21 protein-coding genes are annotated in these 24,607 nt (G+C 61.0%); 10 read left to right on the forward strand and 11 right to left on the reverse strand.

What is annotated here, in order from left to right:
- Positions 1-2 precede the first annotated feature (2 nt).
- Both prfA and rpmE read right to left on the reverse strand, forming a co-directional pair.
- Positions 3-1,091: a peptide chain release factor 1 gene (gene prfA, locus JO015_01465; GenBank protein ID MBV9997758.1), complete on the reverse strand. Its 1,089-nt coding sequence runs from the start codon at positions 1,089-1,091 to the stop codon at positions 3-5.
- Between the two features lie 60 nt (positions 1,092-1,151).
- On the reverse strand, positions 1,152-1,373 hold the full coding sequence (gene rpmE, locus JO015_01470) for a 50S ribosomal protein L31 (GenBank protein ID MBV9997759.1): 222 nt from the start codon (positions 1,371-1,373) through the stop codon (positions 1,152-1,154).
- A 28-nt stretch (positions 1,374-1,401) separates the two neighbouring features.
- Between rpmE and JO015_01475 the strand changes: the two genes are divergently transcribed.
- Entirely contained in the window at positions 1,402-2,805 is a 1,404-nt protein-coding gene (locus JO015_01475) for an acyl--CoA ligase (GenBank protein ID MBV9997760.1), read from the forward strand.
- A 4-nt stretch (positions 2,806-2,809) separates the two neighbouring features.
- Here JO015_01475 and JO015_01480 read toward each other — a convergent pair whose 3' ends face one another.
- The 8 genes from JO015_01480 to JO015_01515 all read right to left on the reverse strand — a co-directional run bounded on the left by JO015_01480 (position 2,810) and on the right by JO015_01515 (position 12,459).
- On the reverse strand, positions 2,810-3,823 hold the full coding sequence (locus tag JO015_01480; protein MBV9997761.1) for an aldo/keto reductase: 1,014 nt from the start codon (positions 3,821-3,823) through the stop codon (positions 2,810-2,812).
- A 62-nt stretch (positions 3,824-3,885) separates the two neighbouring features.
- Positions 3,886-4,869, reverse strand: coding sequence for an aldo/keto reductase (locus JO015_01485; protein MBV9997762.1), 984 nt, complete (start codon positions 4,867-4,869; stop codon positions 3,886-3,888).
- A 455-nt stretch (positions 4,870-5,324) separates the two neighbouring features.
- Entirely contained in the window at positions 5,325-7,772 is a 2,448-nt protein-coding gene (locus JO015_01490; GenBank protein MBV9997763.1) for a hypothetical protein, read from the reverse strand.
- A 445-nt stretch (positions 7,773-8,217) separates the two neighbouring features.
- The gene (locus JO015_01495) at positions 8,218-8,724 is read right to left on the reverse strand and encodes a carbohydrate binding domain-containing protein (protein MBV9997764.1); all 507 of its coding nucleotides are present in this window, start codon (positions 8,722-8,724) and stop codon (positions 8,218-8,220) included.
- Between the two features lie 12 nt (positions 8,725-8,736).
- Complete coding sequence (locus JO015_01500; protein MBV9997765.1) at positions 8,737-9,462, reverse strand: methyltransferase domain-containing protein; 726 nt, start codon at positions 9,460-9,462, stop codon at positions 8,737-8,739.
- A 234-nt stretch (positions 9,463-9,696) separates the two neighbouring features.
- The gene (locus JO015_01505) at positions 9,697-10,353 is read right to left on the reverse strand and encodes a laccase domain-containing protein (GenBank protein ID MBV9997766.1); all 657 of its coding nucleotides are present in this window, start codon (positions 10,351-10,353) and stop codon (positions 9,697-9,699) included.
- Positions 10,346-11,986, reverse strand: a complete 1,641-nt coding sequence (locus JO015_01510) for a TolC family protein (protein ID MBV9997767.1) — start codon at positions 11,984-11,986, stop codon at positions 10,346-10,348. The genes JO015_01505 and JO015_01510 overlap by 8 nt, the downstream gene beginning before the upstream one ends.
- Entirely contained in the window at positions 11,983-12,459 is a 477-nt protein-coding gene (locus JO015_01515; GenBank protein MBV9997768.1) for a MarR family transcriptional regulator, read from the reverse strand. The genes JO015_01510 and JO015_01515 overlap by 4 nt, the downstream gene beginning before the upstream one ends.
- Positions 12,460-12,711: 252 nt before the next feature.
- Between JO015_01515 and icd the strand changes: the two genes are divergently transcribed.
- Entirely contained in the window at positions 12,712-14,067 is a 1,356-nt protein-coding gene (gene icd / locus JO015_01520) for an NADP-dependent isocitrate dehydrogenase (protein ID MBV9997769.1), read from the forward strand.
- Positions 14,068-14,230: 163 nt separating this feature from the next.
- On the opposite strand, the gene JO015_01525 is transcribed toward icd, so the two are convergent.
- Positions 14,231-15,415 carry an AI-2E family transporter gene (locus JO015_01525; protein MBV9997770.1) on the reverse strand — a complete coding sequence of 395 codons (1,185 nt, stop codon included), beginning with the start codon at positions 15,413-15,415 and terminating at the stop codon, positions 14,231-14,233.
- A gap of 192 nt (positions 15,416-15,607) precedes the next feature.
- On the opposite strand from JO015_01525, the gene JO015_01530 reads away from it, so the two are divergent.
- Genes JO015_01530 through JO015_01565 form a run of 8 tightly spaced genes read left to right on the forward strand, consistent with a single transcriptional unit; the run spans position 15,608 to position 24,336 of the window.
- Positions 15,608-16,597 (forward strand): MoxR family ATPase, encoded by a 990-nt coding sequence (locus JO015_01530; protein ID MBV9997771.1) that lies wholly within the window; start codon positions 15,608-15,610, stop codon positions 16,595-16,597.
- Between the two features lie 51 nt (positions 16,598-16,648).
- Positions 16,649-17,536, forward strand: coding sequence for a DUF58 domain-containing protein (locus JO015_01535; protein ID MBV9997772.1), 888 nt, complete (start codon positions 16,649-16,651; stop codon positions 17,534-17,536).
- Positions 17,533-18,036, forward strand: coding sequence for a hypothetical protein (locus tag JO015_01540; protein ID MBV9997773.1), 504 nt, complete (start codon positions 17,533-17,535; stop codon positions 18,034-18,036). The genes JO015_01535 and JO015_01540 overlap by 4 nt, the downstream gene beginning before the upstream one ends.
- Positions 18,033-19,037: a VWA domain-containing protein gene (locus JO015_01545; GenBank protein ID MBV9997774.1), complete on the forward strand. Its 1,005-nt coding sequence runs from the start codon at positions 18,033-18,035 to the stop codon at positions 19,035-19,037. The genes JO015_01540 and JO015_01545 overlap by 4 nt, the downstream gene beginning before the upstream one ends.
- Positions 19,034-20,917: a VWA domain-containing protein gene (locus JO015_01550; protein MBV9997775.1), complete on the forward strand. Its 1,884-nt coding sequence runs from the start codon at positions 19,034-19,036 to the stop codon at positions 20,915-20,917. The genes JO015_01545 and JO015_01550 overlap by 4 nt, the downstream gene beginning before the upstream one ends.
- A 1-nt stretch (position 20,918) precedes the next feature.
- Positions 20,919-22,703 carry a protein BatD gene (locus tag JO015_01555; GenBank protein MBV9997776.1) on the forward strand — a complete coding sequence of 595 codons (1,785 nt, stop codon included), beginning with the start codon at positions 20,919-20,921 and terminating at the stop codon, positions 22,701-22,703.
- A complete protein-coding gene (locus JO015_01560; protein ID MBV9997777.1) occupies positions 22,685-23,536 on the forward strand; it encodes a hypothetical protein in 852 nt (283 codons plus the stop codon). The genes JO015_01555 and JO015_01560 overlap by 19 nt, the downstream gene beginning before the upstream one ends.
- Complete coding sequence (locus tag JO015_01565; GenBank protein ID MBV9997778.1) at positions 23,533-24,336, forward strand: DUF3108 domain-containing protein; 804 nt, start codon at positions 23,533-23,535, stop codon at positions 24,334-24,336. The genes JO015_01560 and JO015_01565 overlap by 4 nt, the downstream gene beginning before the upstream one ends.
- Positions 24,337-24,607 lie beyond the last annotated feature (271 nt).

Genomic DNA, 24,607 nt, shown 5'->3' on the forward strand with positions numbered 1-24,607 from the left:
AGTTAGGCGGCAGCCGCCTCCAGACCGGCTTCGCGCAACCGTTGTTCGAGATCGCTGGCCTGCAGCGCCGCCACCATCTCGTCCATCTGTCCCTCCATGAAAAGGTCCAGGTTGTACAAGGTCAGACCGATCCGGTGATCGGTCACCCGGTTTTGTGGAAAATTGTAAGTCCGGATTTTTTCCTCGCGTCCGCCGGAGCCGATCAGGCTGCGCCGGTGGGCTGAGTATTTTTCCGCTTCCTCCTGCTGTTTCTCCTCAAGCAAGCGGGCGCGCAAAATCGTCAACGCTTTTTCCTTGTTCTTTTGTTGGCTGCGGCCGTCCTGGCAACGGACGATTCTGCCCGTTGGGATATGCAGGACCTGGACCGCTGAGTCGGTCGTATTAACTCCCTGGCCGCCAGGTCCGCCTGCCCGGCAAACTTCGATCCGAAGATCTTCCGGCCGTAATTCAACGTCCACCTCTTCCGCTTCGGGCAAGACCGCGACGGTGGCGGTGGAAGTATGGATCCGGCCCTGCGCTTCGGTCACCGGCACTCGTTGAACCCGATGAACGCCGCTCTCGTAGCGCAAGGCGCGGAACACGGCCTCGCCGCTGACCTTGAAAATGATCTCCTTGAACCCGCCGAGCTCCGACGGGCTGCTTTCCAGCTCCTCGATTCTGTAGCCGCGTCCTTCCGCGTACCGGCTGTACATGCGGAAAAGGTCGGCCGCAAACAGGGCGGCCTCGTTGCCGCCGGTTCCGGCACGAATCTCCATGATCGCGTCCCGATCTTCGTGAGGCTCGGGAGGCAGCAGGGCCACCTGCACCTCCTTCGACAATCGCTCGACGCGCTGCTCCAGCTCCGGGATCTCGAGTTCGGCCAGTTCGGCCAGTTCAGGATCACCCGAAAGGGCAATCGCGCGATTGTCGGCCAGCTGCTTCCGGCTCCGCGCAAACTGATCCCACGTATCGAGCATCTGCTTCATGCGCGCGTGTTCGCGCATGATCTCCTTGGCCTGCTTCGGATTTGCAAACAGGGATCCCGAAGTAATCTGGGATTCCAGCTCCTGATATCGCCTTTTCTTCTGCTCGATGAGTGGCGCGAAGTCCATAAATAGAAAACGGTGATCGCGCTTTCCGCGCGCTCACCGTCCTCAAACCAAAAAGCGGATTTATTTTCGACCTTTGGCTACCAAAGTTTTGCCGTAACGACGCGCAAATTTTTCTACGCGGCCGGCCGTATCTACAAACTTTTGTTCGCCTGTAAAAAACGGGTGACAAGCCGCACAGATACCTATTTTGATGTCGCGACGGGTCGACCTGGTGTGATAGTGCGCACCGCAGGCGCACACAATCGTGGTCTCAACGTAATTAGGATGAATGCCGGCCTTCATTATTAAAAGGACGAAAAGGTACCACAGTGTGACTTCGACGCAAGTGCAACCCGGGCGTTTCAGCGAGGCTTGGGCCCAGGTCCTGGCCAGAAATGGTGAGAGCCCGGCGATTCTCCAGCCGGACGGCGCACCACTCCGGACTTTCGCCGGGATCGAGCAGGAACGCCGGACCTGGCGGGACGCACTGGGAGGCTTGCCGCACCGATCCGCCGTCCTTGGACAACTGGGTAACGCACCCGGCTGGCCGGCGTTATTCCTGGCCTGCCTCGACCTCGAGCTGGTGCTGGTTCCCGTTGAAAGCAGCATCCCGGAGGACCAGCTATCCAGGGTAGCGACCCTGGCCCGGGCTCAGGCGGTGATCAGGCCCGGGGGGACGGTCGAGGTTTTCGAACGGGACCGCCTGGCTTGGGGTGAGCCCGCGCCCGACGTGCTCAAGATCACTTCCGGGACCACCGGCTTGCCCCGCGCCGTCTGCTGTCGCGAACGCCACCTTGCGGCCGACTGCCGGAACATTTGTGCCACCATGGGCATCAGGCCTGAGGACATAAATTTCGGCGTAATTCCCTTTTCGCACTCCTATGGGTTCAGCAACCTGGTCACCCCGCTGCTCTGGCAGGGAACCAGGCTGGTCTGCGCGCACGACCGGTTGCCGCGCGCATTGCACCAGCAGCTTCGGGAATCCGGCAGCACCGTGTTCCCGGGTACGCCGGCCCTCTTCCAGGCCCTGGCGGCGCTGCCCGGCACGGAAGATCTCGGCCGGGTGCGGCTTTGCATCTCGGCAGGGGCTCCCCTGGCCGCGGAGGTGGTGCGCCAGTTTGTGCGCCGTTACGGCCTGGTGATTCACAGCTTTTACGGCTCATCGGAGTGCGGCGGCATCGCTTATGACCGGGTAGGTCGTCAGGATCAGCCGACCGGCTTTGCGGGCACCCCGATGGAAGGGGTAGAAATCCGGCTGGTCGAGGGCGACCGGATCGAAGTCTACGGCCCCAATGTTGCCGACGGTTATCTGCCGATCGCCGAACCGGAAGTGCTGGACGGGGCACGATTTCGACCGGGAGATCTGGTAACCTCCACGGAGGCGGGCCTGCGGCTCTACGGCCGCGTGTCCGATTTTATCAACGTGGCCGGCAAGAAGCTGCATCCCTCGATGATCGAGGAACACCTTCGCCGGTACCCGGGCGTGATTGATGCGATCGTTTTCGGCATTCCCTCGCCAAACCGTAACGAAGAGCTGATCGCGTACGTTGTCGCCGGCCCGGCGGTCACGCGCAGCCAGATCGAGGAACACTGCCGCGCCGGGCTCAGCGGATGGCAATTGCCGCGCGACGTCCTCGTCGTTTCCGAATTACCGGTAAACGACCGCGGCAAGTGCAGCCGCGCAGAACTCGCGCGGTTCTACCTTGAACGGCATCAGGCCGGGCCCGGCGTCTGACCTTCTAAAACGGCAGTTCCTTCGAGGTCGGATAACCGTGCTGCTGCCGGCCGATGTCGGCGTCGTAAAACTTGGTGGTTTTAAAACGCTCGTACCGCCCGTCAGCCGCGAAGGTGCGGACCCGATCGCGCAAGGCGTCCATCTCGGCAGGCTCCATAGGGTTGAAATCCCGGGCGATGGCGAGGTTTTGCTCGAGCACAGCCAGCGAATCCATGCCGCTGATGGTAGTCGCGACCGGCAGGCTCATCGCGTAGCGCAACCCTTCCTCCGGAGTAATCATCCCGCTGGTGATCATTTCGCCGCTTCCCCCCAGGCTCTTCATGCCCAACGCTGCCATGCCCCGCCGGTTTACCTCCGGCAAGACCTGGGTTTCAAAACTGCGGAACGTGGCATCGAAACAGTTCAAAGGCATCTGGACCGTGTCGAAAGGAAAATCGTGCGCCAGCATCCGTAAATGAATCGCCGGATCTTTATGACCGGTGAAACCCACGAAGCGGACTTTGCCCTGCTGCTTAGCGAGCATCAGCGCCTCGGCGACCCCGCCGGGCGCAAAGATCAAATCCGGATCGTTGTGGTACACCACTTCGTGAATCTGCCAGATGTCCAGGTGATCCGTTTTCAGCCTTCGCAACGATTCCTCCAGCATGCGCATGGCAACGTCTTTGCCGCGTCCATGCGTGCAAACTTTGGTCATCAGAATTACCTGGTCACGTTTGCCCTGAAGCGCGTTGCCGAGCCGGTTTTCGCTTTCCCCTTCGTGGTACTCCCAGGCGTTATCGAAAAAGTTCACGCCCGCGTCCAGAGCACGGGCGACGATTTCAGTCGATTCCTGCTGACTCTTGGCCGTGCCCAGGTGGTAGCCCCCCACCCCCAACGCCGAGACGTTGACGCCCGTCCGGCCCAGCAGTTTCTGCGGAACCTTGCCGGCATCAACCCGTGACTCACCAGGAGGTTGGACAGGCCCGCCGGCCGCCTGCGCCGGACTTTGGCCTCCGATCAATGATCCTGCCGTTGCCATGGCCGCTCCTTTCACAAAATCCCGCCGGTTTACCTTCCAGGAATTCTCCAAGGGCGGCCCGCTCACGATTTCATCTCCGGATAGGGGCGCCCGGTGTTGTCGCTTTCCTTCAGCATTTCTTTTACCTCCGTTTGCTGCTGGTCAATCGGAAACCCGTGAGCCAGGCGTGCCTCGGGATTATCATATCGCAACGACACCTTGTAATGTTCGAATCGTCCATCAGCGGCAACGGCTCGACAACGCGACCTCAGCGCTTCCATCTCTTCCGGCGCCATGGGCTGGAAATTCTGTGCGATCTGCAGGTTCTGATGCAGCACGTCGAGCTTGTCCACCCCTGTGATCGTCGTCACGACCGGCAGACTCATGGCGTACCGAAGGGCTTCCTCGGCAGTCAGCAGCCCCTTTTTCAGAGGCTCGCCTTTTCCGTTGAACGGTTTCATCCCCAACGCCGCGATCCCGCGCCGGTTCAATTCCGGGATCACCTGCGTTTCGAAACTGAGGAATGTTGCGTCAAAAGGATTCAGCGGCATCTGCACCGCGTCAAACGGGTATCCCGTCGCCAGCATTTTAAGGTGAATCGTCGGGTCTTTGTGCCCGGTAAACCCTACGTACCGCACCTTGCCCTGCCGCTTTGCCCGATCCAGGGCCTCAGCCGCACCGTTCGGACGGATGAAAAGGTCCGGATCATTATCGAATGAGACCCCATGAATCTGCCATAAATCGAGGTGATCGGTCTGGAGGCGTCGTAACGATTCTTCCAGCATCTGGGTGGCCAGGGAACCGTCACGGCCATGGGTGCACACCTTGGTCATCAGAAACACGCGCTCGCGGCGGCCCTTCAGGGCCTTGCCCATCCAGTTTTCCGATTTGCCGCGGTTGTACTCCCAGCAGTTGTCGAAAAAGGTGACGCCGCCGTCGACGGCCTCGTGCACGATGCGGACCGCGGTTTGTTCATCCTCAGCGTCGCCCAGGTGGTGCCCGCCCAGGCCCAGCGCGGAAATCTGGTCGCCATGTTTGCCGAAATTTCTTAACGGAATCGACGGCATCTTATTCTGATACGCCTCCTTCCTCACTATTACGTCGCTCGATCACACGGCGGGTGCAGCGGAGAGAGAGAGGAGTTCGGAGTTTGGCGTTCGGAGTTCGGAGACATCATATCACCGGTTCCGATCTCCCCCGAGGGTCACGCGCACACGGCGGAAAGATCAAGTCATCCGCAGAACACGCAGAGAACGCAGAAAAGAGAAAACATCCACAGATTACACAGATTGACACAGATTAAGGGGACCGGGCGGCAACTCAAAGGTTGACACGCGCACCCGCTCCCCATGCTGCCGCTCCGAACTCCGAACTCCGAACTCCGAACTCCGAACTCCGAACTCCGAACTCCGAACCCTTTCCTCCTCTTTCCGCCGTGTTCGCCGTGGCCCGCCGTGTTCGCCGTGTGAACCTCAGTCGTTGTGCCCGCCACACCCGCTGTGCCCGCCGTGTGACCGAACTTCTACTGGCTCGTTATATCCAGGCGCGTGCCCTGGCCAGAGTTGGTAGTAACGATCACTTCCCGGCCGCGGTGGGTGTCGCGGACTTCGTAAGCCGAAGGGCTGCCGTTAAGGGTGACGGAGGTTATGACGCTGGCCGGCGGCAATGCGTAGCCGATCTTCAGCTGAAACCCTCTCGGGGTACTGGCCTGGGTCGTGTAGTGCGCCCCGTTCTGCGTCGCCGACGCGCTCATCGTCCCGGCGCCGACCCGGATGTTGTCCGCGGATAAAGCAGGCCATTCAGGCGGAAGCTCCGGCACGACGAGGATTTCGCGGTTCGGGACGTCAGGGCGAACTCCCAAAAAATGATAGATCACGGGCCATTCGATTCCGTACGACGACCAGGCCTGCATCACCATGGCGCGAGCGGTAAAGTCCTGGAAGTAGGCGTAATCCGGGCTGTCGAACAGTTCCGGCAACGCACCCGGCTGCTCGGTGTCGAGTTCCGAAGCGATAAAGGTCACGTACCGCAGTGATTCGCTCATCCGGCCGTAGTTCGCCTCGGCGACCGCCATGACTGAGGTGTTCAGGGCAGAGGCTTGGCGGCTGCCCTTGATTCCCCGGTCAGGATCCTGCCCTTGTTGGTAAAAGCCTGTGTCGCCGGTGAAGATTGGTCCTTCCAGCGTCGGAAAAGCGGTCGCGGCGTGATCCGGTGGGGCGATGCCGGTTTCCATCGGGGTGGCATTAATCCAATAGAGTTGCTGGAGTTGGGTGATGGGTTGGGTTCCCAACGTCGCGCTCGGATCCGTCGGCACCGCGTGGTTGAGGGCCAGCGAGTCAGCATAGAGGTTTTGGCTCGGGTCCCACCAGTCGTGGTCAAACTTTGCCGCCAGGGCCTCGGCCTGGCCTGCGGCCCAGTTGAACGTCGCGAGATCGCCTTTATTCCTGGCCATTTGGGCAAGGTCCCGCAAGGCTCGGATCGTGTAGACGGCGACGTCGAGTTTCTTCGCCCCCAGTCCCGCGGCTTCCACCATGCCCGCGCCTTCCGGCCAGCCGTCTCCGTTCGAAACCAGCTGCGTCGTGATGTAGTTGAGCCCGTCCTTGATAAACTCGTAGTTTTCGTCGCGGAACGCGTTATCGCCCGACCACCGCCATACCGTGGCGACGGCGGTTGCGAACTCCGCCGTCTCGTTGGTGTCGCCGGGCTGCGCGTTGGTACCGAAGTAGATGTCACCGGTCGTGACGATCTCATGCAGCACTTTGCCGGTTGCACCGTTCACCGCCCGCGAGACTTCGCGGATGGTTCGCAGATGATCTTCGGCCGCTTCCCATTGCCCGACGGCAACCAGCGGGAAAGTGGTGTACGAACCGTCGGTGCCGAAAAACCAAGGGTAATCCGGGTACCCGGCCCCGATGCCGCTGAGAAGGAAGAAATAGGCTAGCGGCGAAGGGTACTGCTTTCCTTCGTTGGTATCGCGGATCTGGGCACCGAACACGTTGCGGCGCATGTCGGCCAGGTTCAGCTTGGCCCAGTCATAGGCAGCCTGAACGGTGGCGTCGGGGATGCTGGCATTACTCAGCGGCAGGAGGGCCAGGCGTCGGCCGAGTTTCGCCGCAAGCAAACCATCCGGGTTCCCTAACCCAAGGAAGAGAGCGGCGTACGCTTCGTATTTGTCCAGGTGCGTCCCGGCGACTGCCAGCCAAAGCTTCACGGTCGAGTTCGGAGCGATAGTAAGCTGCCAACCAAGCTGCCCGGAGGCTTTCTTGCCGAGGTCAGCCGTGTTCGAGGAAAGGTTGGCGCCCACGAAACGGATGACGTCCTGGGGACCGCGGTCCGTGACCCGCCCTGCAACGAGCGCGTACCACGGTTTACCGGGCTCGGAGAACGACAACCCGGAAATCAGCGGATCAAAACTGACGTTATCCTTCTGGTCGAGCTGATCCGAAGTCAGCGTGGTGTCGGACCATGGGTAAGCCGGCAGGATCTCGCTGGTAGGTTGGAAGGCAAGCGTGGTGCTGGCGGGCTGGGCGGTCGTGTTCTGAATCTCCAGCCCTATTAACGCCACCGGCAAACCGTCCGGCGAGAACTCGGTCCGGCTGATTTGCAGCCCGGACGTAACGCCGGAAACCGGGTAGTCGAGCCGGACAAATCCCGGGGCAGAGGTGAACTTTTGGACGGCCGGCAGCGCGGTCCCCCCAAGCAGGAATCGGTAGGAATCGAGCAATTTGATCGGATGCGACCATACGCCGCCCATGTGGCCCTTTATATGCCATCCGATCGCAGGAAAGCCACCATCCTGGGTACCGACGATGTAGGCGCGATCTCCGGTGACGACGTAGCGCTTCAGGGCCAGGTTCTCGGTCGTTGAGCGGGTAGGATAGCCGGAAGCGGGCGGTGTGGTCTGGGCCCACGCCGGAACTATCAATGATAGCGTAAGATAAACGAGCGGGAACAAACGTCTGCAGAGCATAGAACCAACTCCTTAGTATTTTTCAAAATCGAACTCCCCCTGGTTTGCATCGCCTGGCATCAACATGCCGGACTCATCCTTCAATCGATCTTTGGTTTAAAGGATTCCAGCGGCGGAACACGGCGGGAAGAGGACGATCATCCATCGCACACCCTTAGGCAGTGTCGCGCCAGAACATCACCCGCAGCGGATCCGCAGAACACGCAGAAAAGAGGAAACATCCACAGATTACACAGATTAAGAGGACCTGGGGGCAGCTCAAAGTTGACACTCGCACCCACCCCGCATGCCGCCGCTCCGAACTCCGAACTCCGAACCCCGAACCCCGAACCCCGAACCCCGAACTCCGAACTCTTTCCTCTTCCCGCCGTGGTCGCCGTGTTCCGTCGTGTTCGCCGTGTGAACTCTTACGTTGTGCCCGCCGTGTGACCAAACTCCGAACCCGCTACTCCTCCGTCAGTTTGAGTTCGGCGAACCAGAAGGTGCTCTGGTCAACCGAAAGATCGCTGAACGTCAGGCGAGCGGGATCGGCGTTTTCAGAAGGGGTAAACTCCACGGTGTAAGTCTTCCATTGATCGCCGAGCGCCACGTTGGTCCCCTGAACCAGTGAGGCCTGGTTACCGGTGGCCTTTTCCGGCACGACGTAGACGTATTCCCGCGAAGAACTCTTGGCGCGAAAGGCACACCGGTAACGTTTGCCCGCCTGAAACTTGAGGGCCGGTACCCGCAGTTCGACGCTCCAGAAAAGGGGCCCCGGCTTCGAAACGGTGACGGCCGCGACCTTTGCGCCGCTGGCTTCCTCGACCACGCGCTCCAAACGTGCCTGAGCGCCTCGTTGCACTTCGAGCTGAAACAGGGCCGGATCCGGCACCACTTCCTGCGCAAACCCGGCAGCGGCCGGCACGAGACAAATCAGGAAAACGCTCCGGACCACCAAATCAGGGACACGCATAGGGTCCTCATTTCAGGTCACGCCTGGGTTTTCAAGCCAGATCGCGTGGCGCGCCACAGGAAACCGGCGATACCCGAAATGCTGCCACCCGGCCTGCCGGGCCAAGGCCCTGAACTCGGCGGCCGCGAACGCCCGGCGCATCGACATCCGCGCGTCGTGCCTGGTCATTCGCTGCCGGAATGCCAACTCAGTCAGAAGGTAGATCCCGAGGAGGCTGAGATCGGACCGCTCGATATCCGCAATTAATACCGCTTTCCGCGCGAACATCCGAGCGCGGCGCAAGAGCGCCACGGCCTGAGCATCGCTGAAGTGATGCAACGCCAGGGAGCAAAACACATAATCATAGGCGGCTTCAGGCTGGAAGCGCGTCACGTCCGCACGGATCAGTCTGATCTCAGGGTAACAAGCGCATTGGGCTTCCGCCAACGCCAGGGTCGAGGCTTGAAAATCGACGGCATCCACCCGGATGGCGACGGCGCGTGCCCGTCCCCAATCGACGATGTACCTTGGGATGTCGGCCGTCGCCGTACAAAAATCCAGCAGAGACGCCCGGTGCCCGGGCCGGAACCATCGCCGCAGAAAATGTTCAACCAACGCGTAGCTGCCGAACCAGCGGTTTAACCGCTGCAGGTTGTGCAGGTCGCAGATGAGCTCCGGGGAGATCGGCTGATCTTCGTCCATGAGCTCGCGTTCAGCGGCGTCAAAGCTTCGTTCCGGAAACAGCCAGTTACTGGACATCGTCAAGTGCCACAAATGAAGAGCGTGTCGGGTGTCGGGTGTCGGGTGTCGGGTGTCGGGTGTCGGGTGTCGGGTGAATCGTGGGGGAGCGCTGCCCCTGTCAAGCTTGTAATTCCTCTTTCCGCCGTGGTCGCCGTGGCTCGCCGTGTTCGCCGTGTGAACTCTTACGTTGTGCCCGCCACACCCGCTGCGGCCACCGTGTGACCGTGTGAACTCTGTCGTTTGCCCGGCACCTCACCATGACCGCCGTGTGGCCAGGTACGCAAGCATGCGGCCGGTCCTGCCGCGTTCCTTGCGGTACGAATAGAAGCGCGTCAGGTCGGTGGCCGTGTTTTCCCCGTCGTCGGCGATCCGGCCCACGCCGGCTGCGGCCAACTGTCGCCGGATTTCAGCGGCAAAGTCGATTTCATACTCCGGCGGGCGAATGCAAGGGCTGAGTTGGGCAACCAGGTCCGGCGGGTTTGTGCCGAACGCTTCCGACATCGTCCGGACGCAGCGCCCGGCGATATTCGCTTCGGTACCTTTTTTCCCGGAATGGATCAGCCCGATCGCCTGGCTTCGAGGGTCAACCAGGTAAACCGCACAACAGTCGGCCACAACAATTCCGAGAGTCACGCCTGGATCGCACGTCAGCAACGCATCGGCCCGGGCCGCGACCTCGGGAGAACTCGAGTCGATGACCGCGACGTCTCCGCCGTGCACCTGTTCGGCGCTGCGCAGCGGCGGCACCCCTGCCCTGCGCAGCACCCGCCGATGAATCTCGACGAGGCGGGCCAGCGCCGTTTCCCGGTCGACGGCCACGTCGAGGCCGGGCACGCGGCACACAAATCCATGCTGCACCCCAGGGACGGCGGACAGCGCCGGAAACGCGAGCACCACCGGCTCAGTCATTATTCCGCAAGTCAACCTTGCCGGCAGGCGGGGTGAGAGAGATCCGCTTGGCTTTAGCCGTCGCCGGCTTGTCAGGGTCCAACGGCGAATCGTGGCGGAACTTGGCCGCCTTGCTCGCCTCGCCGGTAGTCAGCGTGGACGGACGCGCCGTCGCCGAGTCAAACTCATTATTGTACTTGATTTCCGTGGCCGTGGAACGCTGGAACTCGATGACCGCTGAGATGTAGTTGAACTCAGCCTGCACGAAATTGGTCTCGGCCGTGGTCAACTGGGTCTGGGCATTCAGCACGTCGAGCTGGGTGCCGGTACCGGCCGCCAGGCGTTCATTCGAGAGGCGCAGGGCTTCGCGGGCCTCCTCGATCGCCTTCTGGGTGCTGACGATGGTTTCCTGGGCGTTCCGCAGATTGCTGACCGCCGTGGCCACTTCGAGCTCGACCTGCCGCACGGCGTCATCAAAGGTGGCTTTGGCCTGTTCCAGGCTGGCGCGCGCCTCCTTCACATTTCCGTAAGTTCTGAAGCCGTCGAAAATGTTCCAGCTCCCGGACAGACCGAGGAACCAGCCTTCTCGTGTTTTGGTCAGCTGCGTTGAGCTCGGATCGTTACGTTGTTCGAGGCCCGCCTGGGCCGTGATGGTCGGCTGGAAGCCGGCCGCCTGGACCGTGACGTTTTCAACCCCCGCCAGAACGTTGGACCGCTGTACCTTGAGGAACGGGCGGTCGGCGCGCGCAATCGCCAGGGCCGAGGCCAGATCAAATTGGATCGGGGTGTAGGTCAGCATCCCGGCTACCGGCAAGGGTTCATCCGAGGCGTACTGCTGGTCTGCCGGGATGCCGAGCGTGCGCGCGAGCGTGAGCTGCGCGATGCGGTAGTTGTTGCGCGCGGTAATCAGGGACGGGATCTGGTTTTCGAGCTGGGTCTCGGCCTGAAGCACGTTGAACTGGGGGACCGTTCCAGCCTCGAATCGGCTGCGCTGGTCAGCCAGCTGGCTTTGCAGGAGGTTGACCGATTCTTCCTGGACCTGAATGAGCGCTCGGTCGAGGAGGATCTGGTCGAACTGGGTGCGAACGTTGGCGACCACCTGGTCAATGGTGTCGCGCAACTGGTAGTACGCCGCATCCTCGCTGATGCGCGCCTGGCGCCGGGCGGCGATGTCCGCTCCGCCGTTCCACAAGGTCTGCGAAACGTAAAGCTGCACCACCCAGCTGTCAGTCGTTCCGCTGATGGCGCTCGTGACGCCGCCGAAGAGCTGGTTCAGGGGTACGCTCGCGGTATTGGAAGTGGTCAGCGGGGTACCGGCCGGCAGATTGGCCGGCGCCGCAACCAGGTCGAGGTTTGAGGTCGAGGAAGTATTCCCGCCGCTCGTGTGCAGCAATGCCGGATCGGTCTTCGAATAGGTGCCGGTCATCGTCAACTGCGGCAGGAGCGTTGATTGCGCCACCAGCACGATGCCGCGCTGCCGTTTCAGTTCCTGAACCTGCTCCAGAATCGAAGGGTTTTGCCGGAGGGCCAGCTGCACCGCTTCATCGATGGCCAGCGGGTGGCTCCGATAGGTGATTCTCCCCGGGGCTTCTCCGGCACCGCAATTCCAAGCAAAGAAAATTCCTGCGGCAAAAACGGCGATAACGGGTCTCATGCTTTAGTGGGGGATATTTCGCAAAAGTCGGAAATCTTTCGATAAATTTCGATCCAGGTCTTACTTTCTTCCGGAGTTAGTCTGTCGCGCATCACCAGGCTGATCTTGTTGATCATGTCCTGGCGGATGCGTGCCACCAGATTCGAACCTTTGCGGGTGATCTTGACGATCACTTTACGACGGTCATCCTGCGCATGGGAACGCTGGACGTAGCCCAGTTTTTCCAGCCGATCGACCAGACCGGTGGCTGCCGCCGTCGTGTGCCCCATCCTGGCTGCGATCCCGGACATGGTCAGGAACTCATGCCGGACCAGGTACGTCAGCAGGAAAAACTGCGGAAACGAGACGCTGCCGCGTCCGAGTTCCTCTGAAAGTTGCAGGAGGAACCGACGCTGAAGCTTCATGGCGAGATCCGCCAATTCCTCCGCGTCCGCATGGAGACGATCGGTAGCGCCAGCCTCAGTCACGAGCATAAAGGACGAAATTTAAGGACGTTAACCTTTTGGATGCCCGAGTTAAACATAGCCTGCGCATTTTTCAACCGCCAGCCGAATCGGCTGCAAACCTGAGCACCCTCTCAGGGGCTTCCTGCCCGGCCGCACCAAGCCACCCCGCCGCCGCCTCCCGGGTCCCGCTTCCATTTCCATTTGCACACCCCGGATTTTTGGGTGACCCATTGTTCTTCCCGGTGCCTCCGCCCCTGTTCCCCTGTTCTCCTGCCGATTATGTCATACCAACAAGTGCAGCCGCCGGAAGGCGGTAAGGTGTCGATCGTTGACGGAAAACTACATTGCCCGGATAACCCGGTCATCCCGTTCATTCGCGGTGATGGCACGGGCCCGGACATTTGGGCGGCCAGCGAACGTATTTTCAACGCGGCCGTAGAAAAGGCCTACAAGGGCCAGAAAAAAATTGTGTGGTTTGAGGTGTTTGCCGGCGAGGCCGCAAAACAGCGGTTTGATAACTGGTTGCCGGATGACACCGTTAACGCCTTCAGGGAATACCTCGTGGGCATCAAGGGCCCGCTGACCACTCCCGTGGGCGGCGGCATCCGTTCGCTCAACGTGGCGTTGCGCCAGTTGTTGGACCTGTACGTGTGCCTCCGGCCCGTCCAATGGTTCGAGGGTGTGCCTTCGCCGGTCCGCCGTCCCGAGAAGGTGAACATGGTCATCTTTCGGGAAAACACCGAGGACATTTATGCCGGCATAGAGTTTCCGGCCGGCAGTCCGGAGGCGGAACGTTTCCTCAAATTTCTTCAAACGGAGTTTCCGAAAGAATTCGGCAAGATCCGGTTCGGCACGGAAGACGCCACAAAGGGGTTCCTGGCCTACGAATCGCGCCTTGGCGAGCCCAAGATCGAAGTCGGGATCGGCATCAAACCGGTAAGTCGCCTGGGGTCCGACCGGCTGATCGCGGCCGCCATCCGTTATGCCATTGCGCAGAAGCGGAAGTCGGTCACGCTCGTGCACAAAGGCAACATCATGAAATTCACGGAAGGCGCATTTCGCGACTGGGGCTACCAACTGGCTGACACCCTGTTCGCCGACGAGACCTATTCCTGGGCTCGCTGGGAGCGAACGAAAAAGGAAAAGGGCGAGGCGGCCGCCAACGAAGAGCAAAAACGCGCGCAGGCCGAAGGCAAAGTGATCATCAAGGACGCCATCGCCGACATTACCCTGCAGCAAGTGCTCACCCGGCCGGACGATTTCGACGTGATCGCCACCCTTAACCTGAATGGCGATTACCTGTCGGACGCTTTGGCCGCCCAGGTCGGTGGTATCGGGATCGCCCCCGGGGGCAACATCAATTACCATAGCGGTCACGCCATTTTCGAAGCCACCCATGGAACGGCGCCGAAGTACGCCAACCAGGACCGCGTAAACCCTGGATCCGTCGTGCTTTCAGGGGAGATGATGTTTCGGCATCTGGGCTGGACCGAAGCGGCCGACCTCATCATCAAGGGTCTCAACGGCGCGATCGCCAGCAAACGGGTCACGTATGATTTTGCCCGCCTGATGGAAGGCGCGACCGAAATCAAGTGCTCGGAGTTCGGCGACAATCTCATCCAGCACATGGGATAACGGGTTGCGGGTAACTCGTAACTGGTAACTGGTTTTCCCCGGCGACGGCGAGGAGACGAATCAACGCTGACTTTGACGGCGGCATCCGGTACTGGGAATGCCGCAGCAAAAGCTCCGAACTCGCACCAGCTACCAGTTACCCGTTACCAGTTACGCGCTACCATCACGTCGCGATTTCGATCTCGGCGTCCGCCTTATCGACATCGTCGAAGAACAGCTTGCGTTGCCGTTCCCACACGTACCGCTGCAGCAGGACTTTGAGGGTGGCGGTGAGGGGCACGGCCAGGATCGCGCCCAGGGGGCCGCCGAGCACGAGGGTCCAGAGAAACACGGAAAAGATCACCGTCATCGGGTGGAGGCCGACGGAGTTGCCGACGATGCGGGGCGCCACGACGATACCGTCGATCTGCTGCACGATGAAAAAGATGGCGCTCACCCAGAGCGGGTGAATCCAGTCGTTGAATTGGACCAGCGCGATCAGCACAGCCGGGATGTAACAAACGGCAAACCCCACGATCGGCATCAGGCCGAGAAACGCCAGCAGCAACCCGATCAGGAAGCCGAACTGCAAGCCGAGGATCGAAAGCCCGGTGGCCGTCAGGCAACCGTCAATCATGCTGACGACCAACTGGCCCCTGAAGAAGTTAATGAGGTAACGGTTGATGTCCGAGAGGACGATCACAACCTCGTCTCGAAACTCCGATTTGCGCAACGGCAGGTAGTGGGTCCAGGACTGCGCGATCCGCGGGCTCTCCATCAGGAAGAAGAACAGGTAAAGCGGCACGGCCAGCATTCCGAACAGAATCCCGAACACGCCGAAGACACCGGTCAGGCTCGACTGGCCGACGGCCCAGAGTCGCTGGACGAAGCTGGGCAACTGTTCTCTGAGGTACTGCAGTGACTGCTGCACGTACGGATCATCCCGGAGACTTTCCAGGCCCGCGGATGGCGTCGGACTGGAATTCGCCCCCGGCGGCTCGGGTTGGGGCGCCGGATTTTCGTAATGCCCATGGTTATGCGAGGTCAGTTGCGGCAAGCGGGCCAGGTTTTCCTCGAGCAGATCGTCAATGAGGTGCCAACCCCGGTCAACGTAGCCGGGCAAAGCCGCGGAGAATTTTACGCTCTCCGAGTAAATGGACGGCCCGATCACGAGCAGAAGTGAGACTCCGCCGGTCACAAAGCCGGCAAAAACCACGACGACCGCGAACACGCGGGGAAGCCGCCAGCGGGCCAGCCAGCTCACGAGCGGCTCAAGCAGGTAGGCGAGCACCCCGGCGATGGCTACCGGAAACAGGAACGGCTGCAAAAAAACGAGGATTTTTGTGGTCAGATAGATGACAAGGGCCACGAGCCCACCGATTACGAGGAGAGAAAGCCCTGTAATCGCGTTCCAAAGTGTCTTCTTCTGCCAGGGCGTAGGGTACAATCCACCTCAGGATGAACGCTTTTGATAAGCTTTCAACCCAAATCGAAGGGCGGGACGCGGGTTGTGCGGCCCGGCATGTGCGACCCTTCTCAAGTTGTAAATCCGTGCTTAGCTATGTCCATGTCGACTGAGACGATCACCAAGCAGATTCAACAGGCCGGCGAATGGATCGAGCCGTTACAAAACGAACTTCGCCACGTCATCGTCGGCCAGGATTATCTGATTGAACGACTTTTAATCGGTCTGCTCTCAAACGGTCATATCCTGCTGGAAGGGGTTCCCGGTCTGGCCAAGACGCTGACGGTCAAGACAATGGCCGCGGTCATCGGCACCGAATTCCGGCGTCTCCAGTTTACCCCGGACCTGCTGCCGGCCGACCTGATCGGCACGCTGGTTTATAATCCGCGGGACGGCGAGTTTCGCCCCAAACTCGGCCCGATTTTCGCCAACCTGATCCTTGCGGACGAGATCAACCGTGCGCCGGCCAAGGTGCAAAGCGCCCTGCTCGAAGCGATGCAGGAACACCAGGTCACCATCGGTGAGAACAGTTTTCCGCTGCCGGACCCGTTCCTGGTGATGGCGACTCAAAACCCACTGGAACAGGAGGGCACCTACCCGTTGCCGGAGGCGCAGCTTGACCGTTTCATGCTCAAACTCAAGGTGGATTACCCGACGAAAGCCGAAGAACGGAAGATCCTGGATCTCATGGGAACCTCCTCGCCGAAACTGGACGTCCAGACGGTGGTCGCGGCCGAGCGGATCCTGGCGGCGCGCGAACTGGTGAACCAGATCTACATCGACGACCGGGTCAAGGATTACATCGTGGATGTGGTCTGGGCGACCCGGCACCCGGCCCAATACAAGCTGGGCATGGAAGGTTTGATCCGGTACGGCGCCTCACCGCGCGCGACGATTTATCTGACCCTGGCGGCACGGGCGCATGCGTTTCTGAACGGACGCGGTTACGTGACGCCGCACGACGTCAAGAGCATCGGGCCTGACGTGCTGCGCCACCGGATCGTCGTGAGTTACGAAGCTGAAGCCGAAGAAGTCACCAGCGAGACGGTCGTCGAAAAAATCTTCGCCGGCCTGGCCGTACCCTGAACCGATGCAGGCCACCCGAGATATCTCCTGGCGGCACCCTTGGATCAATCAATGCAGTCCACGCGAGATATAATTAAGAAAATCCGGCGCCTGGAGCTGCGCACCCGGAGGTTCGTGGAGAACGCATTCTCAGGCCAGTACCACAGCGTATTCAAAGGCCGGGGCATGAATTTCGACGAATTCCGACCGTATCAGATCGGCGACGAAATCCGCACCATCGACTGGAACGTCACGGCGCGCACCGGCGAAACTTACGTTCGGAAATACGTGGAAGAACGTGAACTGACGGTGATCCTGCTGGTGGATTTGAGCGCCTCCGAAGGTTTCGGGAGCCGTCAGGCGAGCAAACGGGAAATTGCCGCCGAAGCGGCTTCGCTGCTGGCTTTCTGCGCCATCCGCAACAACGATAAAGTCGGTTTGCTGCTGTTTACCGACCGGATCGAACTGTTCGTGCCGCCCCGCAAAGGCAGGACCCACACGCTCCGGCTGATTCGGGAGATCCTCTACTTCGAGCCGGAAGGTCGCGGAACCAGCCTGCATGGAGCGCTCACCTTTTTGAATCGTGTAACGACGCGGCGGGCCGTCGTCTTTTTATTCTCCGATTTTCAGGATCAGGGTTACGAGCGCCCGCTGGCGATCACCAGCCGCCGTCACGACCTGATCGCCGTACCGATGGAAGATCCGGGCGACCTCGAATTACCGAACGTAGGCATCATCTCGGCCGTCGACCCTGAAACCGGGCGCAGGTTTCAGGTCAATTCCGCGGACCGGCGCGTACGCACCGCTTTTTCGCAGGCAGCAGAGGCGCAGCGCCGGCAGCGGGATCATTTGTTGCGGCAATACAGCATCGACACGGTTACCTTGCGGACGGACCAGGATTACTTTCCCGCGTTACGTGCTTTCTTTCTCCGTCGAGAGAAACGCATGAAAACCTCATGACGGCTGCGGTTTTCTTGTTTCTGGGGGCCGGCGAGGAGATCGAAGACATCCGTCCTCCCGTGGTTTCTGACCCGGTTTGGGTGATTCTTGCCATTCTGACCGGCCTGCTCCTGGCCGTTCTGCTCGCGTACCTGCTGTGGCCGAATCCGAAGCCGGCGGTCATCCCGCCTCCGGAGCCGACCGCCTGGGCGCGGACCAAACTGGCCGACTTGGAAGGGCGGCTCGCCAAGTTGTCGGCGTATGGAACCAGCATCGAAGCCTCCGATATCCTGCGCGAGTACGTGATGCGCCGGTACGGCCTGCGCGCCACCCAGCAAACCACCCCTGAATTTCTCGCTTCGATCCTGCCTCATCCAAGCTTCACCCCGCCCCTGCGGGAGTTGCTCGCGGACTTTTTGGGCGCTTGCGACCAAATCAAATACGCCCGGGTTGATCCGGGAGTGGAAGCGAGCGAAAATCTGCTTGAACAAGCTCGTGCCTTTATCGATCAGGTTTCGTGAATTCGGATTTTCGCTTTGAGCAACCGTGGTTTCTTTTGCTCCTGCTGGTTTTACCGACCGTGTGGCTGTACCACCGACGTTTTCACCGGCCGGCCGGGGTAAGCTTCGCCCCTGTTCGCAACCTGGAGGTGGCCGCCGCCCTGCGTTCGCCGCACCTCTGGTTCCAAACCGCGTTGATCGGGATGGGGTGCTGCATTTTGATCCTGGCGCTGGCCCGGCCTCAGGCCGGCGAAGAAACGTCCAGCGTGCACGCCAGCGGCATCGATATCATGCTGTTGCTCGACGTGTCCCGATCGATGTTGTCTGAGGATTTCCAGATCGGCAGCGAACGGGCGAGCCGGATCGACGTGGTCAAGCAGGTGACCGAACGCTTCATCCAGGGCCGGCCCAGCGACCGCATCGGAATCATCGCGTTTGCCGGCCGGCCGTACATGGTGAGCCCGCTGACGTTGGATCATGATTGGCTGCTGGCGAACCTGAAACGGCTTCAGATCGGGCTGACCGAGGATGGCACCGCGATCGGCTCAGCGCTGGTGGCGGGCGCCAACCGCTTGCGCGACCCCAACGTCAAAAGCCGCGTGATCGTCCTCCTGACGGACGGCGACAATAACGCAGGCAAGGTGCCGCCCCTGACCGCCGCCGAAGCGGCCGCCGCCATCGGCATAAAGATCTATACGATCGGGACCGGCACCAACGGCCTCGTGCCGTTTCCGACTACCGACCAGTTCGGTAACAAGTTCTACACCCAGGAGTACATGCCGTTCCAGGAAGATGCCTGCCGGCAGATTGCCCGGATCGGCAGCGGTAAATTTTACCGGGCAACCGACACCCGCGGGTTGAGCGACATCTTCACGGACATCGACCATCTGGAAAAGCATGAGATCGCCGTCCAGGAGTACCGCACTTATCGGGATCTGTTTGCCTGGTTCGCAGGTCTGGGCGCCGTCCTGGTGGCCGGTGGATCGGCTTGCGGTGAAACCCTCTGGAGACAGATCCCATGACGTTTGCGCAGCCCCTCTGGTTTACAGCGTTGCTGCTGATCCCGCTCCTGTATTTCTGCATGTCGCGCGGGGATGCCGCCGTTCGCCGGCGCCTGGAACGGCTGGTTGCGCCGCGGCTGCGGAGCCGGCTGGTTGAGGAGGTCTCCCGGACGCGTCGCTGGCTGAAGCGCATTTTGCTTTTGATGGGTTTGGCCGGAGCGGTGGTGGCCCTTGCACGGCCGCAGTGGAGTTACACCGAACGGCCGGTTACCCGCCAGGGCCGGGATATCCTGATTGCCGTCGACACCTCGCGGAGCATGCTCTCCGCCGACATCAGCCCTGACCGGCTGACCCGGGCCAAACTGGCCGCTGAAGATATCATCCGCAGTTCGCCGACGGACCGGATCGGGCTGATTGCGTTTGCCGGGGAAGCGCAGCTGGAAGCGCCCCTTACGGCCGACCTCACCACCCTGCGATCGACCCTGGCCCGCTTTGATACCAATACCGTCGAGCGCGGGGGCACCGACTTCGAGGCCGCCATTCGCGCAGGCATGCAGGCCTTCGGCAAAACCGAGCACGGTTACCGCGCCCTGGTCCTGATCACGGACGGCGAAGAACTGGAGGGAGATGGTCTGGTCGCGGCTCGTGAAGCGGCCAAGCTCGGCATCCGGATCTTCACTGTCGGCGTCGGCACGCCGGAAGGCGCCAACATCGTCCTGCCGTCCGGTCTCCCCCTTCGGGACCGTTCCGGACGCGTGGTGTTGAGCCGGCTCGATGAGGAGGGCCTCCGGGCGATCGCCGAGGCGACCGGCGGCTTCTACACCCGCCTGGAAGCAACCGCCGTGCGGCGCCTGATCAATGAGGGCCTCGCCCGCATCACCCAGCACCGGGGCGACGAACGTGCGTTCCGGGTACCGGTCGAACGTTTCCAGATCCCGCTTGCCGTCGGGCTGGCTTTGTTGCTGGCGTCGTTCCTGATTTCAAATCGTCGCCCCCCGGCCGATTCATCAATCACAGCCGCCCTGGGTCGGAGAAAACTGCCCGCGGCGGCTCCCGCCCTTGCCCTGCTGATGGCAACGTTGTTGGTGGTCATGGCCGCAACGCCGCTCGAATTGTACCAACGCGGCGATTACCAACGGGCTTTCGAGGCGTTCCAGGACGAACTTCAGCGCCGGCCTGACGATCCCCTGCTTAACTACAATGCAGGCGACGCGGGGTACCGGGTCGGCAAATACGAGCAAGCCTTCGAAAGCTATGCCAAGGCGATGAACAGCCCGGATTCGACCATCCGGCAGCACGCCTACTACAACGCCGGCAACACGCTTTTCAAACAAGGCGATGCCCAGGAGGATCTCGAAGGCCGGTTGACCCGGTATTACGACGCGCAATATCAGTACGAACAGGCGCTTGAACTGGACCCGAGCGACGCGGCGGCAAGAAAGAATCTCGAGATCCTCAAACGCCGGATCAAGGAAACCGAGGAGCAAAAGAAACGGCAGGAACAGGCCCAGAAAAACGGGGCCCAGCGTCCGGGGCGCAAAGGACAAAACGGCCGCCAGCGCAGCCGTCCCAGTCCTAACGGCGGGCAATCTCTCGAGCCTTCCGCACCCTCCTCTCCCGATGATTCGGATACCGACCAGGGCGCGGGGCCGGACGATCCGGGGGATACCCAGGGTGACAAGCCCGGACCGGATTCCACCCCCGCGGATAAAAACGGCGATGTGCGCGAGCGCGGAGAAGGGGATGAGCAAACTCCCCCCACCCCGAATCAGGGCGAAGAAAAACCGGGACGAATGTCTGCCGACGAGGCGCGCGGATTGCTGGATTCATTGCGAGGTGACGAGGATCGCGTTGACCTCAATCATCATAAGCGAGACCGGGCCGTAACAAAAGATTGGTAAAATGAAGTGCTGGAACTGGATTTGGTGGTGTTTGCTGGGCTGGTTTGCGGGATGGGCGATGCTGCCGGTCGCGGATTCGGCCCAACCCTTGCTGCGAGCGTACCTGTCGGATTCCGTCACCGAAGTTAATCAACCCGTTCAGCTGCAGATCGAGGTGGCCAATGGTCACCCGCAAGAGCCGCCGAACTTTCAGGTGGACGGCCTTTCCATCACCTTCACGGGTCAGGCCACCAAGATTCAGGACTTGAACTTGCAGGCGACCACCAGCGTTATCTTCAGCTACGTGGTTACCCCCACCCGGCCCGGGTCGTTCCGCATTCCCTCCGTGCCGCTGATAGTGGACGGCCGGACGTACCAGACGCCGCAATTGGAACTGCAGGCAACGCAGGGCGGCACGGGCAGTGCCGGCGCCAACGAGCAGCCTTTTTTCGGCGAACTGATCGTGCCTAAAGATTCGGCCTTTGTCGGCGAACAGATCCCGATCGAGTTACGATTTTATTTCGATCACCGCATCTCGTTTCAGCCGTACCCGCAGGGGCAGCTGCCGATCATCGACGGCGATGGGTTTGTCACCCGGCGTTACCCGGAACCGATCGAAAAGCGGCAGTTTATCAGCGGTAAGGAATTCAGCGTCCTGATTTATAAGACCGCGATCAGCGGCGTAAAAGCCGGCAAACTGGAACTGCACTCCGCCTACCAGGAGTTTCTGCTCCACCTGCCGCTCACACGCCACCGGCCGAACGGCTTTGATGATTTTTTCGATCAAGCGCCTTTTGCGGACTTGTTTGATTCCGGGCCTCGCAAAGACGTGAAGGTGGAAACCAACGGCACCACGCTGGAGATCAAACCGCTTCCCACCGCAGGACGCCCGCCTAACTTCTCGGGTGCGGTTGGCCAGTTCACGGTCGTCTCCTCCATCCAGCCCCGGCGCGCGAAGGTAGGTGATCCGGTGACGTTACGGATTGAAGTGCGCGGCCTGGGGAACTTCGACCGGATGGAGGAGCCGACTCTGACCGAGACCAAGGGTTGGCACAGTTACCATCCGTCTGAAGACCTGACCTTGCTGGATGACGTCGGAGTCAGCGCCGTGAAGACGTTCAACTTCCCGCTGATGGCGGAGGCGGTGACGACGCGGAGCCCCGAGGTGGTGTTGAGCTATTTCGATCCCGTGGCGGAAACCTACGCTGAAGCCAAGGCGCCGGCCGTCCCGGTCGAGATCAGTGGTTCACCGCTTAACCACGCTCCACCTTCGGTAAGCACCAGCGACGGCGAATCGGTCGACAAACCTCCCGGTGGGGAGGACGGAAACGCGGGGTTGCACCCGATCCAGGTGAAGCCGTTGCCGGTCGGCTCTTTCCAGTCAGTGCTTGACCGCCCGGTCTTCTGGTATACGCAACTTATTCCGGCAACCATTTTCCTGCTTTGGTTTCTGCTGAATGTGGCCGGGCGGTTTTATGGGGCTTACGGGCCTGAACTGCGTTACCGGTACGAACGGCACCAGCGCCTGCGCCAGTTGAATGCCGCCGACCCGAAAACCGCGTTGGATGCCGCCCGGCGTCTCATCGAGTTGCGGGCGTTGATCCGCACCCGGGGCCGGGGTCCTTACCAGCAAGCCGATTACCTCCTCGACCGCAAAGATGCACCCGAGGAACTGAAGCGGAACCTCAAGCAGGCGTTGCGCCGGCGTGAGGAAGTTGCGTTCAGCACCGGCACTCAGACCGCCTGGTCAGAAGAAGAACGCCGCAAAATCAAGGAAGCCATTCGCCAATGGGAAGCATTGCCCTGACGCCGCGCCCGAGCCGGAAGCTCCCGGACCCAGGGGTATTATCCGGATGCGCGACGGGCCCGAGGCTCGCGGCCTTGCTCATGCCGCTGTTGGTGTTGGTGTTGGTGTTGGTGTTGCTGCTGCCGCTCCCGCTCCTCTCCGGCGCAGCGGCCAGAGCTGCATCCACCGAAGATGTGTGGGCGACGGCCAACCAGGCGTATCAAGCGGGTAAATTTGAGGAGGCCAAGAGCGATTATCTCCAGCTGTTATACGCCCGGACTTACAGCCCCTCGGTTTTCTATAACCTGGGTAACGCCTGGTGGAAACTGGGGCAGCGCGGCCGCGCCGTCCTTAATTACCGCCGCGCACTGATTCTGGAACCCACCTCGGCGGATGCGGAAGCCAATTTGCGTTTCGCACTGCAGCAAACCGGTCAGGATCCGCCTTCCGAGTTGTCCGAAGAGCTTAACCGTCACGCCGATCTGTACCCGTGGATCGACACCGTTGCGCTCTGGGTGGCAATTTTCGGCACCATCATCTGGTCGAGCGCCCGCGGCGCGTGGCGCGACCTCGCCCGGGTTACGGTCCTGCTCGCAAGCGTCACCTTCATCGTGAGCTTTGGGCTGACGCTGTGGATCGGCCGCGGTGACAAAGACCTTCAAGGGGCAATCATTTTACCCGGATCCGTTGACCTCAAAATCGGCCCGGCACATAGCGCACGCATTGCCGAGACGGTTGGCGAGGGCCAGCAAGTCGCAATCTTAAAAGAGCGCGGCGAATGGATGCAATGCCGTTCGCAAGCCGGCGTCGTCGGTTGGATTCAAAATTCCGCGGCGGAGAGGATCATCCCGTGATCCGGCTAAGCATCGCGCTGCTCATCTGGGCCGGACTGGTGGCAGGGGCAGCGGAGGGGGCGGAAGGTAAGCCGGAATGGTTCCAGGATCTGACCTCCCGCCGCCCTCCCGGGAACTTCACGCCTCCGCCTGCCATGCGCATGGTCTACCGCTTCGGGTGGAGCGGGTTCCCGGCTGCCCGGGCGGAGGTTCAATTCCAGGCCGGACACGGCGTCTATGAGTCTGATGCCACGGGCGGCACCTATGGTTTTCCCCGAACGCTCTTCCGGCTGGACGTGACCTTTCGAAGCACCACCGATCGCGCCACCTTGCACCCGCTGCACCTTTTCCAGGAAGAACGCTACCGGGCGGAAACGGTCCGGACCAACATCGATTATAAACCGGATCGCCTGGTTGCGCTGCGCGAGGTTACCCCGGAAAAAAATCCGTCAAAGCCCAACACCTTCGACCTCACGCCGGCATTTGACATTCAGAGCGCCGTTCTCTGGCTTCGAAGCACGCCGTTGCAGACGGGCCAGAAAGAGACGTTCATCGTCTGGCCCTCAAACGCCCCTTACCTGGCGACCGTCACGGTGCTCGGCCGTGAACGGATCCGGGCAGCCGGAGAGGAGCGGCCCGCCATCAAGCTCGACCTCCAGCTCAAACGGATCGACAAGAACCTCCAGCTCAAGGAGCATAAAAAGTTCAAGAGCGGTCGCGCCTGGCTGTCCGATGATGAGCTGCGAGTTCCGCTGCGCGTGGAAGCGGATATTTTTGTCGGATACGTCTACGCAGAACTCGAATCGTTCCAACGTGAATAGGAAAGAAATGTTCGGAGTTCGGAGCTCGGAGTTCGGCGTTCGGAGGCAGCAATCATCCGCAGAACACGCAGACGAACGTAGAAAAGGGAAAACATCCACAGATTACACGGATTGACCCAGCTTAAGGTCACACGGGGGGCACAGCGTAAGAGTTCACACGGCGAACACGGCGAACACGGCGAACCACGGCGGAAAGAAGAGTTACAGGCTTGACATCCGCGACTCTTCCCCAAGCTCGTGCCCGACACCCGACACCCGACACCCGACACCC

It is taken from the genome of Verrucomicrobiota bacterium, assembly GCA_019247695.1.
Lineage (GTDB): Bacteria > Verrucomicrobiota > Verrucomicrobiia > Chthoniobacterales > JAFAMB01 > JAFBAP01.